Genomic DNA, 15,289 nt, shown 5'->3' on the forward strand with positions numbered 1-15,289 from the left:
CATGCCTCGCCTCGCGTTTGACGCCGAACAGCTTCACCTGACTCTGGATGATGGCCAGACCCTTGCCCAGCATGTGCTGTGGCTGCAAGACCATGACCCCGCCCGTCGCCATGCCAATGGCCAGCGTCTGGACAGTGTGCTCGACCTCGACTGGGACGCCGCCATCAGCGAGGCGGCGCTTGAGGAGGGCGACGTCCTGCGAGTGACACTGAGCAATGCACGCGAGATTCGCTACGGCGTCGATGAGCTGGCCGCCTTGAGTACCGGCTTTCCCGATGAGCGCAGCAGTGCGCACAAGACGCTGTGGCAGGGCAGCGAGTTCTCGGTCGCCCGGGTCGAGTGGGCCGATGTCATCGCCGGGGGAGAGGCGCGGCGCGAGGCACTGGCCTGGGTCCGTGACACCGGGGTGGTGTGCCTGCGTGGCGTGCCTGTCGAGCCGGGCAAGGTGCTCGAGGTGATCGCGCAGTTCGGGTATGTGCGCGAAACCAATTACGGCAAGCTGTTCGATGTCCGCACCGAGGTTTCGCCGAGCAATCTCGCCTTCAGCAATCTCGGACTCGGGGCGCATACCGACAACCCCTATCGTGACCCGGCGCCAAGCATCCAGCTGCTGCATTGCCTGAGCAACGAGGTGGAAGGCGGCCAGACCCTGCTGGTGGATGGCTTCGCCGCCGCCGAGCGCCTGCGCGAACTGGCGCCCGAGAGTTTCGCGCTGCTGACGCGCACGCGGGTGCCGTTCCGCTTTCATGACGCGGACCATGCCGATCTCAGAAGCTGGGTGCCGTTCATCGAGACCGACCACAAGGGCAACATCCGCCAGGTGCGTTACAACAACCGCTCCATCGCCTCGCTGCCGCTGCCGCTTGAGGCGCAACGCGCCTTCTATCGTGCCTATCACGACTGGGCGCGCGTGATCGGTCAGCCGGAGCAGGCCACGCGCCTGCGCCTTGCCCCGGGGGACTGCCTGCTGTTCGACAACAGTCGCGTGATGCATGCCCGTACCGCCTTCGTGGCCGGTGGCAATCGTCATCTGCAGGGCGCCTACGCCGATCTCGACAGCCTGTATTCCACCCTCAATCTGCTGGAGAACGCCCGATGATCACGCAGCCTGCCAACGCCGAGGGCATCGTCGGCTTGATCGAGGACATCTTCGCCCTGCACGGTGCGGACTCCTATCTGGGCGAGGAGGTGACCATGGCCGAGCACATGCTGCAGGCGGCGCATCTGGCCGAGCAGCAGGGGGAATCCGAGTCGGTGATTCTGGCCGCCTTGCTGCATGACGTGGGGCATTACGCCAATGGGCTGCCGCCGGAGGTCTTGATGAACGGCCAGGACAATCGTCATCAGGTCAGCGGTGCCGACTGGCTGGCGCGCTTCTTCCCGGCCGAGATCGTCGAGCCGGTACGCCAGCACGTGGCGGCCAAGCGTTATCTGGTCGCGGTGGAGCCGAGCTATCGCGCCTGTCTGTCACAGGCCTCGCTGGATAGCCTGGCCCTGCAGGGCGGGGCGATGGAGCCGCACGAGGCCGCGGCCTTTGCCCAGCTGCCCCAGCTTGCGGCCATTCTCAAGGTGCGGCGCCTGGATGATGCCGCCAAGGTGGCCGGCATGCAGACGCCGGACTTCGCTCACTACAAGCCGATGCTTCAGCGCTGGGTGCTGGCGGCGGTATGACGGGCTTTCCGGCGTCTCAGCCCTGTTGGACATCCCAATAGGGCGGGCTGCCGAAGTATTCGGAGAAGTAGTCCAGGAAGGCGCGCACCTTGGGGGCCAGCTGGCGGTTGCTGGGATAGACCGCCCAGATGCCGGTCTCGCTGATCAAGGGCGTCTCGGGCAGCACCTCTACCAGGCTGCCTTCGGCCAGGTGGCGGTAAATGCTCCATGTCGAGGACAGGGTGATGCCCAGGCCAGCGGCGCAGGCGTCACGAACGGCTTCGCCATTGTCGGTGCGGATACGCCCCTTGACGCGAATCGGCTCGACGCCGTTCTCGCACTGAAAGCACCACTGGTCCATGCCGATCAGGGTCAGGCATTCGTGTTCGTGCAGCATCGAGGGATGCGTCGGTGTGCCATGGCGCGCGAGATAGTCCGGCGAGGCGCACAGAATGCGCTTGTCCGGTGCCAGGCGCCGCGCGATCAGGCTGGAATCCTTGAGGGCGGAGTTGCGGATGGCGATATCAAAGCCGCCCTCGACCAGATCGACGATGGTGTCGGTCAGTCGCAGGTCCAGTTCGAGATCAGGGCAGCGCTCGAGAAAACCGGCCAGGCCCGGCACCAGGTGCATGCGCCCGAAGGAGGCGGATGCGGTGATGCGCAAGGTGCCGCTGGGGGAGGTCGTGCCGATGCCGACGGCAGCCCGCGCGGCCTCAGCGCTGATCAGTACCTCCTCTGCATGGGGGAGAAAGGCACGACCTTCTTCGCTCAGTGCCACATGACGCGTGGTGCGATGCAGCAGGCGCACCCCCAGACTGTCCTCGAGCTTGCGCAAGTGAGAGCTGGCGACGGCGGGCGACAGTCCCAGGTCCTCGCCGGCCTGACTGATGCTGTTCACGGCGGCCAGGCGGACGAACAGCTTCAGGTGCTCAAGATTCATGCGGGTGTCCTCATTTGCGTCGACGTGCGTGGCTCCCGATGGCGAGAGGCACGCCAGCTACGGCTTGGCGCAATGTTCGTGACGTCCACTACATCCAACAAGCTCAATACGTCCAACACGCCCAATACATCCAATACTTTCAATAAAACCAATAAACTGATTGTAGTTTATCGCCGTTTATCATTCAGGCCCATGACAATTATGCTGGCTCCACATCCACGCAGGAGACAGACTCATGAAAGCGATGCTCGTCAAATCATTCGGTGGTCCCGAGGTGTTCGAAGCGGCCGAAATCGCCAAGCCCCAAGCGGCGGCAGGTCAGGTACTGGTGCGTATCGCCGCCACGAGTATCAACACCGTCGACACCATGATTCGCGAGATGGGCCCTGAGCTGCCACTGTCTCCCGCACTGCCGTCGCTGCTGGGCATGGACTTCGCCGGTACCGTCGAAGCCGTGGGCGAGGGCGTCGAAGGCTACGCCATCGGGGATGAAGTCTATGGTTGTGCTGGTGGCCTGGCCGACCTTCCGGGCACCCTGACCGAGTATATCGCCGCCGATGTCCGCCTGATCGCCCACAAGCCGAAGTCCTTGAGCATGGTGGAAGCCGCGGCGCTGCCGCTGGTCGGCATCACGGCTTATGAAGGTCTCAAGCGCGCCAACATCGAGGCCGGTCAGAAGGTGCTGGTTCACGGTGGGGCGGGTGGTGTGGGGCACATCGCCATCCAGCTGGCCCGTCACTTCGGTGCCGATGTTGCCTCTACCGTCGGTCGTGATGAGCACGAGACGCTGGTCGAAGGGCTGGGGGCCAGTGCCATCAATTACCGCAATGAGCAGGTCGCCGACTATGTGGCCAAGCACACCGACGGCAAGGGCTTCGACATCGTGTTCGACTCCGTCGGCGGCGCCAACCTGCCGACCTCCTTCGAGGCTGCCGCGCTCAATGGCCATGTCTCGACGACCGTGTCCTTCATGGAAATCGACCTGTCCACCGCGCACTTCAAGGGCCTGTCACTGCATGTCGTCTTCATGCTGATCCCGATGCTGCATGACTTCCGTCGTCAGCAGCACCACGAGATTCTGGCCGACATGGCGCGTATCGCCGATGCCGGCGCGCTCAAGCCGATCATCGATGATCAGGTCTTCCCGCTTGAGGAAGTGGGCCAGGCCCACGCCCGCCTGGGCAGCGGCAAGGCAACCGGCAAGGTCATCGTCGAGGTCTGATAGCGGGACCTGATAGAGAGGTCTGATAGCGAGACCCGCCAGCCATCCAGGCGGCAGCATTTGACACTGCGCTGGCACAGATGAACGACAGGGTGTGGCCATAGGGCACGCCCTGTCGTTCGCGTCTCAAGCGTCGTGTGACATTTCAAGGAGAGAGCGCATGAAAACCATCCTTATCACCGGTTCTACCGATGGCATCGGCCTGGTCACGGCCAAGGCCCTGCTGGAGCGCGGCCATCGCGTGCTGATTCACGGGCGCAGCGAGCAGAAGGTCAATGGCGTCGTCGCCGAACTTGCAACGCTGGCAGGGGCTGAGCGTGTCGCAGGTTTCGTGGCCGACCTGTCCGATCTGGCCGCCATCGATTCACTGGCAAGCGAAGTGCTGGCGGCCAATGCCAGTCTGGATGTCCTGATCAACAATGCCGGTGTCTTCCAGGCCCCCAGCGTCGTGACGGCTGACGGTCTCGACCTGCGCTTCGTGGTCAACACCCTTGCCCCGTATCTGCTCACCCAGAAACTGGCTTCGGCACTGCGTCCGGCCGGGCGGGTCGTCAACCTGTCCTCGGCGGCTCAATCCTCCGTGGACCTGAAGGCGCTGATCGGAGAGGTCGCGTTCAACGACCACTACGCGGCCTATGCCCAGAGCAAGCTCGCGATCACCATGTGGACCCGCACGCTTGCCCAGGACTGGGAAGGCCAGGGACCGATCCTGATCGCGGTCAACCCGGGCTCTCTGCTGGCCAGCAAGATGGTCAAGGAAGGCTTCGGCGTGCCGGGCAAGGACCTGGGTATCGGTGCTGATATCCTGGTACGTGCGGCACTGGATGAGGAATTCGCCGGCGCCAATGGTCAGTACTTCGACAACGACGCCCAGCGATTCGCACCGCCGCACGCCGACGCACTCGATGATGCGCTGTGCCGTGAAGTGGTCGCGACGATGGAGAAGACGCTCGGCTCTCTGGCTGGCTGAAGCGCGCCGGGAACCGCTGTCACGCTGCAATATGACGCCTCGCTCATGCTGATGATCTCTCAGCGTGGGCGGGGCGTCGTCGTATGCAAGGGCATGCAACGGCTGGCGGATGGATGGCGCCGGCTAGCCTCAGAGGCGATCGATCGCGGCGCTGACCTGCCGGGCACCGGCCAGGATCTCGGCGATGACCGCCTGGGTCTGATCGACGCTCTGCTGGCCGGCTTCACTGTGGATGACGACGGTATTCATGCGCTCGCCCCCCTGGCGGATCAAGGCCGTGTTGTCGCGCAATACCTTGCTGATCTGCTCGGCGGATTGCGTAGTGGCCTGTGACAGGCGCCGAACCTCGTGGGCCACCACCGCAAAGCCTCTGCCATGATCCCCCGCGCGGGCGGCTTCGACCGCCGCGTTCAAGGCCAGCAGGTTGGTCTGCTGCGCAATGTGGGAAATGCTTTCGGCCATCTGGTTGATGCTTCTCACATGATGATTGAGCGCCTCGATGACCTGCCGCGCCGTCGCGACTTCCGTGCCGGCGCGGGTGACATCCTCCACGGCGGCCGCCAGTTGTGTCAGGCCGTCAGCGGCGATGGTCTCCGTCTGCTGGGCGCTGGTGCGCGCGGCAGTGACGGCGTCTCGCGTTGCCTGATGCTGCTGCATCTCGGCGGTGATATCGCTGGCGAACTTGATGACGCGAACCACCTTGCCGCAGGCATCGAGCACCGGGTTGTAGGTCGCTTCCAGCCAGATCGGGCTGCCATTGGCCGTGACGCGCGCAAAACGCCCCTGTTTGAAGCTGTTGTTGGCCAACTCGCGCCAGAAGTCGGGGTTTTCCTCATAGAAGCTGTCAGCGCAGAAGCGACGATGATGCTGCCCGATGACGTCATGGGCCTGATACCCCATCACCTTGAGGAAGTTGTCGTTGGCCTTGAGCACGGTGCCATCCGGCGCGAATTCGATCACTGCCATCGAGGTGTTGAGCGCGGTGAGAATGGCGTCCTGACTGCTGGCGCTCTCGTGACGCTCACTGACATCGCGGGCAATCTTGATGATGTAGCGCACACGCCCGCGGCGAGTCATGACCGGCAGGTAGGTCGCCTCCAACCACAAGGTCGCGCCTCTGGCATCACGTCGCTCGAAGGTGCCACCGCGTGAATGGCCGGCGACCAGCTGATGCCAGAAGTGTTGATAGTCCGGGGCCTGATGGACCTCGCTCGAGCAGAACATGCGGTGATGCTGCCCCACGACCTGATCACGGCGATAGCCCGTCGCTGACAGAAAGGCGTCGCTTGCGCCAAGAATGCTGCCATCCGGGCGAAAGAAGATGCAGGCAGTGTGGTCTTCCAGCGCACGGCGCAGGGCCTGGGCACGATCGAGCAGCATGGGAGAGTTCCTGGCAAGAGAGGGGAGGCATCAATCCGTCATCGACTGCGGACATCCTTGATGCGATTGTGCTGAAGTAATGTTTATTTACTGTTGAATCCTTTATTGACACGGCTGCGCCGATCTTTAGCATCAAATTCCTGATGCTGTGGGTATCAGGATTCTCATCAATACGCCTGCCCCGCACGATTGCTCGGGCGGGGCGGGGCGGGGTGGGATGTGAGGAGTGAAGCGAGCTGAAGCCAGAGGCTTGAGGCATGCCATAAGCTCGGCGGCTGGTTGATGGACTTCTCTTGGCTAGGGCTTGGGATAGACAAGGCCAGGAAGCATCTCCTCAAGCAACATGGCCGCATGCATCACTTTCATATCCTGGAACTTTCCTCCCACCAGATGCAGTCCGACAGGCAGCCCATTGTCATCCAATCCGCAGGGGAGTGATGCCGCGGGTTGTTGGGTCAGGTTGAAGGGGTAGCTGAACGGCGTCCAGTCCATCCAGTCAGTGTATTTCTCGCCGGGTGGGACGTTGTGCCCAGCGACAAAGGGTGAAATGGGCAAGGTGGGGGTAACAAGCAGATCCCATTGCTCGTGGAAGGATTGCATGTGTGCGCAAAGTGCAGTCCGCTCTCGTCTTGCCGCCAGATATTGCGACAAGGAAATGTTGTTGCCGCGCTCTGCAATGTCCAGCAAGCCCGGGTCCATTTGCTCTCGCTGGCTGTCGGTCATCTTTTCGACCACCTGGGTGGCACCCGCGAACCACAAGGTATTGAAGGTATCGAGGGGACAGGAAAACCCGGGGTCTATCTCGATGACGTCAGCGCCCAGTCTCGACAGTAGAGCGACCGCTTCGTCCACTCGCAGGCGTATGTCCTGTGCAACGTCGACATACCCAAGCGTCGGGCTGTAAGCGATTTTCCATCCTTCAAGAGACAATGGGAGTGGCGCATTCCAATGAATACCATGCGGGTTGCCGAGCAATCCGTCTCGGGCATCCGGTCTTGCCATGCTGGCAAGCATCAGGGCGCTATCGGACGCCGTCCGCGTCATCGGTCCCAGGTGTGAGAGTGTCGACATGGCGCTGGTCGGCCATTGAGGTATCCAGCCAAACGTGGGTTTCAGGCCGAAGGTGCCGGTAAAGCTGCAGGGTATGCGGATCGAACCGCCCGCGTCACTTCCTTGATGGAGCATGCCCAGGTTCAGCGCGGCCGCTGCTCCAGCCCCGCCTGAGGATCCACCCGACGTCAGCGCGGTATTCCAGGGGTTGCGGGTCACGCCGTGCAGCGGGTTGTCCGTCACTCCTTTCCAGCCGTACTCCGGTGAGGCTGTCTTGCCGAGAAAGACGGCGCCTGCCTTGCGCAGGCTCGCGGCGACGGGGGAATCGACGTCACTCCCCCCGTCGGGTGATGTGGTGGCAGAGCCGTACCGGGTTGGCATGTCCCGGGACAGCGTCAGGTCCTTGAGTGTTGTCGGTACACCGTCCAGCGGGCCGCAGGGCGAGCCGTTCATCCAGCGGGCTTCGGCGTCTCTCGCCGCCTTCATTGCCCCATCATGGGCGATATGCACGAAGGCATTGATCTTGGGGTTGAGCGTGTCGATACGTTCCAGACAATCCCGGGTCAGCTCGACAGGGGATAGCTCACCCTGGCGAAATAGCGTCAGGGCGTCAGTGGCGGTCAATTCAGATAATTGCGTGGGAAGAGAGGCTGGGGTCATGTCAGATCCTGTCCATTGGCTATCAAGTGCCGGCTATCAGGTACTGTGATCAGGTAATCGCTTGTGGGACGTTCTCGGCACGTGAGATGTGCTCGGCAATGAAAAGGGCCTGCGCAATGCAGGCCCTTGTCGCTGGTCAGCGGGCTTCGATCACCTGAGGTGAGGGAGCCGCATCATCTTCCAGCTGCTCCGGGTGATATTCCGCGGTGTAATCCCGACGCGCCTGCGCGAAGCGTTCCACCACATCGGCATCCTTGCGCTGCAAGGCGAGGCTGATGATGACGAAGGCTGACGCATTGAGGATCAGGCCCCAGATGCCGGCATGCAGGCCAAGCGGGTTGCTGACGCTGGCGCCGTAGGACAGCCAGAGGACGGTCACGATACCCAGAATTAGGCCCCAGAAGGCCGCTTGCGGGTGTGCCTTACGCCAGGTGATGGCGCCCAGTGTCGGCACGATCAGCTGAGCGGTGCCCGCCAGTGCCGCGATCCCGATCGTGACGAGCAGCCCCGGAACGGTCAGTGCCAGGATGTAGGCCGCCAGAGAGAAGCCGACCAGTGACAGGCGCCCGATGTGGACGATGCGCTTCTGATCCGCTTGCGGGTTCACGTAGCGCTTGTAGATATCCATGGTGACGACGGTCGATACCGCATGGATCTGGGAGTTGGCGGTGGACATCGCCGCTGCCGCGCCAGCCGCCATGATCAACGATGCCAGCAGGTAGGGCGCATAGTTCATCAGCATGACGGGCAGGATCTGGTCAGCGTTCTCCAGGCCAGGCTCCAGCAGTACACCGGTGTACCCCGTGAGTACCGAGCCGAAGTAGGCGAAGGCGGCGAGCCCCAGCAGGAAGGGCATCAAGCCGAACAGCTTGCCGCTTTTCACCGAATACATGCGCAGCCAGATCTGGGGACCCATGAAGGCACCGATGGCCACGATCACGAACAGCGAGAACCACATGGAGTAGCCCATGTTGCCATTCGGCCCCGGCAGCGTCAGATGCGCGGGCGAGTCGCTGGCGAGCTGAGCGAACATGCTGGTCGGGCCACCTGCCTGGCCGGCGATGTAGTAGCCCGCATACATCATGCCGAAGAACAGCAGCGCCCCGTAGATCACATCTGTCCAGGCGATGGCGCGAATTCCGCCGACCCACACATAGACGATGATGATGAAGTAGAACAGCAGTGCGGCCAGCCAGAAGGGCACGACGCCACCGGAGGCGACTTCGATCAGGTAGGCGCCGCCTGTCAGCTGGATCTGCAGGTATGGCACGGTAAAGATCAGCGTGATGACGGCAACGAGGACTCTGAGTGCTTCACTGTTGTAGAAATCGCCCATCAGGTCTGACGGCGTCAGGTAGTCAAAGCGCTTGCCGAGATACCAGACGCGCTTGCCCACCCAGTAGTACATGAAGCCGAAGAGCAGGTTCCACGCAAGCGCGGTGAGATAGATCGGGCCACTGGTGTAGAAGGTGGCATTCGATCCCAGGAAGGCAAAGGCGCTCCACCAGGTGGCCGCCACCGTGAAGAACACGGCAATGCTGCCCATGGCCCGCCCTTGAACGAAGAAGTCTTCGCTGGTCGTCTGGGACTTGCGGGCCGAGACGAGCCCGACGATCAAGGGAATGATCATGAAGGCCGCGATGATCAAGATGCTTCCAGTCATGGTGAGCTCCTCAGCGCTTGCCGCCGGTGGAAGGGGCTCTGGCGCTACCCCAGTTGGTCAGGTAGGCATACAGGAACACGGCGGTGAGGAAGCCCCACCACACCAGGTTCCAGACGAGGAAGAACGGAACTCCCATCACCATGGGCTCGATCTTGTTGGCCATCAGCATCAATGGACTCTCGAGCATCAAGAATCCCAGCAGCATGCTGCCGTAGATGGCGACCTTGCGGGTTGTGAAGCGCTTTCTCATTGCATTCCCCTTTATTGTGGTTGGTGGGGCGTGTTGTGACCTGTCGTGGACAACGACAGGGGACCAAGCATGGCAATGCATCAATTATTGTATTTATGCGTATAAATTAACCAATAGGTGACAATCCCCCTACCGTCAAGAAAGTCATGGCGTTTCGCTTTTCGCCTCACCCGCGACGCAGGCCCCCAAAATCTGGATAATGGCGGCCATCGCGTAGCCGTCAGACTGGCGTGCTGGCGCCCACACTCTTTACAGCGGTGCATCGTTCATGGAAATCAAGGTCAACTTTCTCGACAACCTGAGGCTCGAGGCGAAATTCGACGACTTCACGGTCATCACCGATCAGCCCATCCGCTACAAGGGTGATGGGTCGGCGCCGAGCCCGTTCGACTACTTCCTGGCGTCGTCGGCGCTGTGCGCGGCGTACTTCGTGAAGGTGTACTGCGTGGCGCGGGACATCCCGACCGAGAACATCCGTCTGTCCCAGAACAACATCGTCGACCCGGAGAATCGCTACAACCAGATCTTCAAGATCCAGGTGGAGCTGCCGGAAGACCTCTCCGACAAGGACCGCCAGGGCATCCTGCGTTCCATCGAGCGTTGCACGGTGAAGAAGGTCGTCCAGACCGGCCCGGGCTTCGAGATCGAGACGGTCGACAACCTCGATGAGGACGCCCAGGCCTTGCTGATGGCGGAGCCGCCGGAAGGGCAGAGCACCTGGATCGAAGGCAAGGACCTGCCGCTGGAGCAGACCATCGCCAACATGACGGGCCTGCTGAATGATCTCGGCATGAAGATCGAGATCGCCTCCTGGCGCAACATCGTGCCGCACGTCTGGTCGCTGCACATTCGTGATGCCGCCTCACCGATGTGCTTCACCAACGGCAAGGGCTCGACCAAGGAGAGCGCGCTGTGCTCGGCCCTGGGCGAGTTCATCGAGCGCCTGAGCTGCAACTTCTTCTACAACGACCAGTTCTTCGGCGAAGCCATCGCTGACAGCGAGTTCGTGCACTACCCGAACGAGAAGTGGTTCCAGCCGGGCCCGAACGACGAGATCCCGGAAGGCGTGCTGGATGACTACTGCCTGGAGATCTTCAATCCGGACGGCGAGCTGGGTGGCTCCAATCTGATCGACACCAATTCCGGGCGTACGGATCGTGGCATCGTGTCCCTGCCGTTCACTCGCCGTTCGGACGGTGAGACGATCTACTTCCCGTCCAACCTGATCGAGAACCTGTATCTCAGCAACGGCATGAGCGCCGGCAATACTCTGCCGGAAGCCCAGGTGCAGTGTCTGTCCGAGATCTTCGAGCGTGCCGTGAAGCGCGAGATTCTCGAGCAGGAACTGACCCTGCCGGACGTGCCGCAGGAGGTGCTGGCCAAGTACCCGGAAATCGTCGAAGGCATCGAGGCGCTGGAAGCCCAGGGCTTCCCGATTCTGGTCAAGGACGCCTCGCTGGGCGGTCAGTTCCCAGTGGCCTGCGTCACGCTGATGAACCCGAAGACCGGCGGTGTCTTCGCCTCCTTCGGCGCGCACCCGAGCTTTGAGGTCGCCATCGAGCGCAGCCTGACCGAGCTGATGCAGGGCCGCAGCTTCGAGGGGCTCAACGACTTCATGCCGCCGACCTTCAACTCGCTGGCCGTGTCCGAGCCGAACAACTTCGTCGAGCACTTCATCGACTCCTCGGGTCTGGTCTCTTGGCGCTTCTTCAGCTCCAAGACCGACATCGAGTTCGTCGAGTGGGACTTCTCCGGCAGCAATGAAGAAGAAGTCGCCAATCTGTTCGGCATCCTCGATGAGATCGGCAAGGAGGCCTACATGGCGGTGCACGAGGATCTTGGCGCGCCGGTGTGCCGTATCCTGGTGCCGGGCTATTCCGAGGTCTATCCGGTCGAGGACCTGGTGTGGGACAACACCAACATGGCGCTGGATTACCGCGAGGACATCCTCAATCTGCATCGTCTCGATGACGAGCAGCTGGCGGACCTGGGCGAGCGTCTCGAAGAGAGCCAGCTTGATGAGCACATGGACATCAAGACGCTGATCGGCATCGAGTTCGACGAGAACACCATCTGGGGTCAGCTGACGATTCTCGAGCTGAAACTGATGATCAACCTCGCGCTGGGTCAGCACGAGGACGCGCTGGATCGTGTCGAGATGTTCCTGCAGTACAACGACAACACCGTCGTGCGTGGCCTCTATTATCAGGCCATGAAGGCGGTGCTGGAGATCACGCTGGATGACGAGCTGGAACTCGAGGACTACCTCTACAACTTCCGCCGCATGTTCGGTGAAGACACCATGGCTGCCGTGGTGGGCTCTGTGCAGGGCGAGGTGCGCTTCCATGGTCTGGAACCGACCAACATGCAGCTGGAAGGGCTCGATCGCCACCTGCGCCTGATCGAAAGCTACCAGAAACTGCACGCCCATCGTGCTGCCCTGGCGGCCAAGCAGGGCTGATGCTCGCCTGTTGAATCCCGTGGCATGACAAGAACGGCCCCTCACTGGATGGTGAGGGGCCGTTTTCGTAGCCGGGCGCTTATTTTCTGTGCTCATGGCACATGGCTCAGGGCTCAGGGCTCAGGGCTCAGGGATCAGAGCAGCACCTGCTGTCCCTCCGCCAGACGTTGACAGCATTCAATGATCTGCTCGCGGATCCAGCGATGCGCGGGGTCCTTCTGATAGCGGCGATGCCAGCTCAAGTGGAAGGGGAAGGAGGCGAAGGCGAGGGGCGGTGCCACACGGGTGACGGCGAACTGGCGGCAGAAGTGCTGGCATAGCCCGGTGGGCAGGCTCGCGATCAGAGGCGAGCGCTCCAGCAGGGAGGGCACGGCCATGAAGTAGGTGACCGCCAGGGCCACCTCACGCTTGAGCCCCTGGCCCTCGAGCTGCTTGAAGATGCCGCTTTTCAGGCGGGTATGGGGCTGAACCAGCACATGGGCGTGGTGCTCGAAATCCGCCTTTGTCATGCGGCCTTCATCATCCAGGCGCTCCAATAGCGGATGCCCGTTGCCGACCAGACAGTCGATGCCTTCCGTGATCACTTCCCTGACCACCAGATTCTCGGGCGGATCGACCTGACGCCCGAAGGCGAGGTCCGTCGTGCCGCTCATCACGCCGGCTTCGCTCATGTCCTGCGAGAGACGGCGCACCTGGAGGGTGATGCCCGGCGCCTGTTCACGCAGGATCGTCGCCAGTTGCGGCAGGATCAGCACCTCGAAGTAATCGTTGGCAGCGATCTCGAAATGACGGCTTTCGGTGGTGTGGTCGAAGTGCCGCTCGCTGTTGATCAGGCCGTCGAGGTCGGTCAGCGCCGCCTCGATGGTCGGGAACAGGTGGTCGGCCTTCTCGGTAGGGCGCATGCGCTGGCGGTCGCGGATGAACAGCGGGTCATTGAACAGCTCGCGCAGCCTGGAGAGCGCCGCGCTCACCGAGGGCTGACTCAGGTGCAGACGCTCGCCGGCGCGCGTGACGTTCTGCTCGAGATACAGCGCATGGAAGGTGCGCAGGAGGTTGAGGTCGTAGTTGAGCTTCATGATGACTACCAGAGCAGGCGGAGTGTCGCGGAGTGTCGCGGCTGCACTCCGGCGAGTGAGCACTATTTGTCTGGATGATAGCAGCTATCTGTACTATCGATTATCACGATGGCAAGTTCAGGCGGTAGGGTAGTGATCAGAACACGACGAGTGATCCAAGCGACCCACAGGAGTGAGCCATGAGTGATGTGAAGCGGACGCAAGCCGAAGAGGAAAAGATCGTGCTGATCACCGGCGCCTCCAGCGGTATCGGTGAGGCCACCGCGCGCACACTGGTGAAGGCCGGGCACAAGGTCGTCGCGACCGCCCGTCGCAAGGAGCGCCTCGATGCGCTGGTCGATGAACTGGGCAGCGACAAGGTGCTGGCGATTGCCGCCGATGCGACGGACTACGATCAGCTTGCCAAAGTCGTCGAGCAGGCCGTGGCCCAGCATGGCCGTCTGGATGTGGCGTTCGCCAATGCCGGTACCGGCGTCAGCCAGGCAGGCACCGAGAACGGCGATCCCGAGGAGTGGAAGCGAGTCATCGACATCAACATCAATGCGCTGCTGTGGACCGCCCACGCGACCCTGCCGCACCTGAGAGAGAGCAAGGGCCACTTCATCCTCACCAGTTCCGTGGCCGGCCGCGCCAATCATGCGGGCTCCATCTACAGCTCCAGCAAGTGGTTTGCCTACGGCTTTGGCCAGAACCTGGCGATGGAAATGGCCGAGTGGCAAGGCCGCTGCACCACCATTACCCCGGGCATGGTCAATACCGCCTTCTTCGATCAGCCCAAGCCGGACAAGCTGGACCCGCAGGATGTAGCGGATGCCGTGCTCTACGCCATCAGTGCTTCGCCGCGTGCCAATATCCGCGAAGTGCATCTGATGCCGACCTATTGAGCCGGTTTCCGGCATGCGAGTTGGCAAGTGAATGGGTCGATGAGCACGCTGGCCCAAGACAACTATTTGTGTGTGCGATAGTGGCTATCCGGACTATCGATTATGATGATGGTGGCGTGAGCAGTAAGCTTCATTCAACACTGGGCGAGCATCACTTGGTGACCATCACGTGGTGAGCATCACGTGGTGACCATCACGTCGCCGACATCTTTCGTGAAGTGACCGTTGCGGGCTATCCCGCACGTTGAGGAGAGCATCATGAGCAAGGTTCTGGTAGTAGTGACATCCCACGATACGCTGGGTGACACGGGCAAGAAGACAGGCTTCTGGCTGGAAGAGCTGGCGGCTCCCTACTACGTCATGAAGGACGCCGGCATCGAGGTGACGCTGGCCTCTCCCAAGGGCGGTCAGCCGCCGCTGGATCCGGCAAGCCAAGGCGAGGATTTCCAGACGGATGCCACGCGTCGCTTCGACAAGGACGCCGCTGCTCAGCAGGATCTTGCCACCACCGCCGTGCTGGCAGACATGAAGGTCGAAGACTTCGACGCCATCTTCTACCCGGGTGGCCACGGCCCGCTGTGGGATCTGACCAACGACGCGGATTCCATCCGCCTGATCGAGCAGTTCCATGCGGCTGGCAAGCCGGTCAGCTCCGTCTGCCACGCCCCGGCAGTGCTGTTGAACGCCCGCAAGCCTGACGGCACTCCCTTCGTGGATGGCGTGCGTGTCACCGGCTTCACCAATGGCGAAGAAGAAGGCGTTGGCCTTACCAATGTCGTGCCGTTCCTGGTCGAAGATGCTCTGCAGCAGAAAGGCGGCATCTATGAGAAGAAGGCCGATTTCACCTCCTTCGCGATTCAGGATGGCCTGATCATCACCGGCCAGAATCCGATGTCTTCCGAAGGTGTCGCTGAGCTGCTGATCGACAGCCTCAAGAAGTAGATCGGGCGAGTTCAGGCAGCATGAAAAACCCCGCGACCGGGTCACCGGTCGCGGGGTTTTCGTCTTTCAGGTAGCGGGTCTTATCTGCGCCCGCCTGGTTCAGTTGTTCTGAGCCAGTCGCCTGTTTCAGTAGAACAAGCC

Annotated in this window: 13 protein-coding genes; 7 read left to right on the forward strand and 6 right to left on the reverse strand. The window is 61.9% G+C overall.

The genetic code is table 11. The features are described 5' to 3' along the window. Position 1 precedes the first annotated feature (1 nt). A complete protein-coding gene (locus tag U0O11_RS06785; protein WP_175090541.1) occupies positions 2–1,099 on the forward strand; it encodes a TauD/TfdA family dioxygenase in 1,098 nt (365 codons plus the stop codon). After that, entirely contained in the window at positions 1,096–1,671 is a 576-nt protein-coding gene (locus U0O11_RS06790) for an HD domain-containing protein (protein ID WP_225347909.1), read from the forward strand. Before U0O11_RS06785 ends, U0O11_RS06790 begins: the two co-directional genes overlap by 4 nt. 16 nt (positions 1,672–1,687) lie before the next feature. On the opposite strand, the gene U0O11_RS06795 is transcribed toward U0O11_RS06790, so the two are convergent. After that, complete coding sequence (locus tag U0O11_RS06795) at positions 1,688–2,590, reverse strand: LysR family transcriptional regulator (protein WP_043332286.1); 903 nt, start codon at positions 2,588–2,590, stop codon at positions 1,688–1,690. A gap of 235 nt (positions 2,591–2,825) precedes the next feature. On the opposite strand from U0O11_RS06795, the gene U0O11_RS06800 reads away from it, so the two are divergent. Continuing rightward, complete coding sequence (locus tag U0O11_RS06800) at positions 2,826–3,812, forward strand: zinc-dependent alcohol dehydrogenase family protein (RefSeq protein WP_215824273.1); 987 nt, start codon at positions 2,826–2,828, stop codon at positions 3,810–3,812. A 160-nt stretch (positions 3,813–3,972) separates the two neighbouring features. Then, complete coding sequence (locus tag U0O11_RS06805; RefSeq protein ID WP_215824274.1) at positions 3,973–4,782, forward strand: SDR family NAD(P)-dependent oxidoreductase; 810 nt, start codon at positions 3,973–3,975, stop codon at positions 4,780–4,782. A gap of 129 nt (positions 4,783–4,911) precedes the next feature. On the opposite strand, the gene U0O11_RS06810 is transcribed toward U0O11_RS06805, so the two are convergent. The 4 genes from U0O11_RS06810 to U0O11_RS06825 all read right to left on the reverse strand — a co-directional run bounded on the left by U0O11_RS06810 (position 4,912) and on the right by U0O11_RS06825 (position 9,785). After that, on the reverse strand, positions 4,912–6,162 hold the full coding sequence (locus tag U0O11_RS06810) for a methyl-accepting chemotaxis protein (protein WP_215824275.1): 1,251 nt from the start codon (positions 6,160–6,162) through the stop codon (positions 4,912–4,914). A gap of 297 nt (positions 6,163–6,459) precedes the next feature. Beyond that, positions 6,460–7,872 carry an amidase gene (locus U0O11_RS06815; protein ID WP_215824276.1) on the reverse strand — a complete coding sequence of 471 codons (1,413 nt, stop codon included), beginning with the start codon at positions 7,870–7,872 and terminating at the stop codon, positions 6,460–6,462. Between the two features lie 136 nt (positions 7,873–8,008). Next, positions 8,009–9,535: a sodium:solute symporter family protein gene (locus U0O11_RS06820; protein WP_215824277.1), complete on the reverse strand. Its 1,527-nt coding sequence runs from the start codon at positions 9,533–9,535 to the stop codon at positions 8,009–8,011. A 10-nt stretch (positions 9,536–9,545) separates the two neighbouring features. Beyond that, complete coding sequence (locus U0O11_RS06825; protein WP_107335026.1) at positions 9,546–9,785, reverse strand: hypothetical protein; 240 nt, start codon at positions 9,783–9,785, stop codon at positions 9,546–9,548. Between the two features lie 268 nt (positions 9,786–10,053). Between U0O11_RS06825 and U0O11_RS06830 the strand changes: the two genes are divergently transcribed. Further along, positions 10,054–12,246 carry an OsmC domain/YcaO domain-containing protein gene (locus U0O11_RS06830; protein WP_303567817.1) on the forward strand — a complete coding sequence of 731 codons (2,193 nt, stop codon included), beginning with the start codon at positions 10,054–10,056 and terminating at the stop codon, positions 12,244–12,246. Between the two features lie 134 nt (positions 12,247–12,380). Here U0O11_RS06830 and U0O11_RS06835 read toward each other — a convergent pair whose 3' ends face one another. Further along, positions 12,381–13,322, reverse strand: a complete 942-nt coding sequence (locus U0O11_RS06835; protein ID WP_324692310.1) for a LysR substrate-binding domain-containing protein — start codon at positions 13,320–13,322, stop codon at positions 12,381–12,383. 179 nt (positions 13,323–13,501) lie between these two features. Between U0O11_RS06835 and U0O11_RS06840 the strand changes: the two genes are divergently transcribed. After that, positions 13,502–14,206 (forward strand): SDR family oxidoreductase, encoded by a 705-nt coding sequence (locus U0O11_RS06840; protein ID WP_192838068.1) that lies wholly within the window; start codon positions 13,502–13,504, stop codon positions 14,204–14,206. 258 nt (positions 14,207–14,464) lie between these two features. Continuing rightward, positions 14,465–15,148: a type 1 glutamine amidotransferase domain-containing protein gene (locus U0O11_RS06845; RefSeq protein ID WP_054555908.1), complete on the forward strand. Its 684-nt coding sequence runs from the start codon at positions 14,465–14,467 to the stop codon at positions 15,146–15,148. The last annotated feature ends 141 nt before the right edge of the window (positions 15,149–15,289 follow it).

The sequence above is a fragment of the Cobetia sp. D5 genome (assembly GCF_035666195.1).
Classification (GTDB): Bacteria; Pseudomonadota; Gammaproteobacteria; order Pseudomonadales; family Halomonadaceae; genus Cobetia; species Cobetia amphilecti.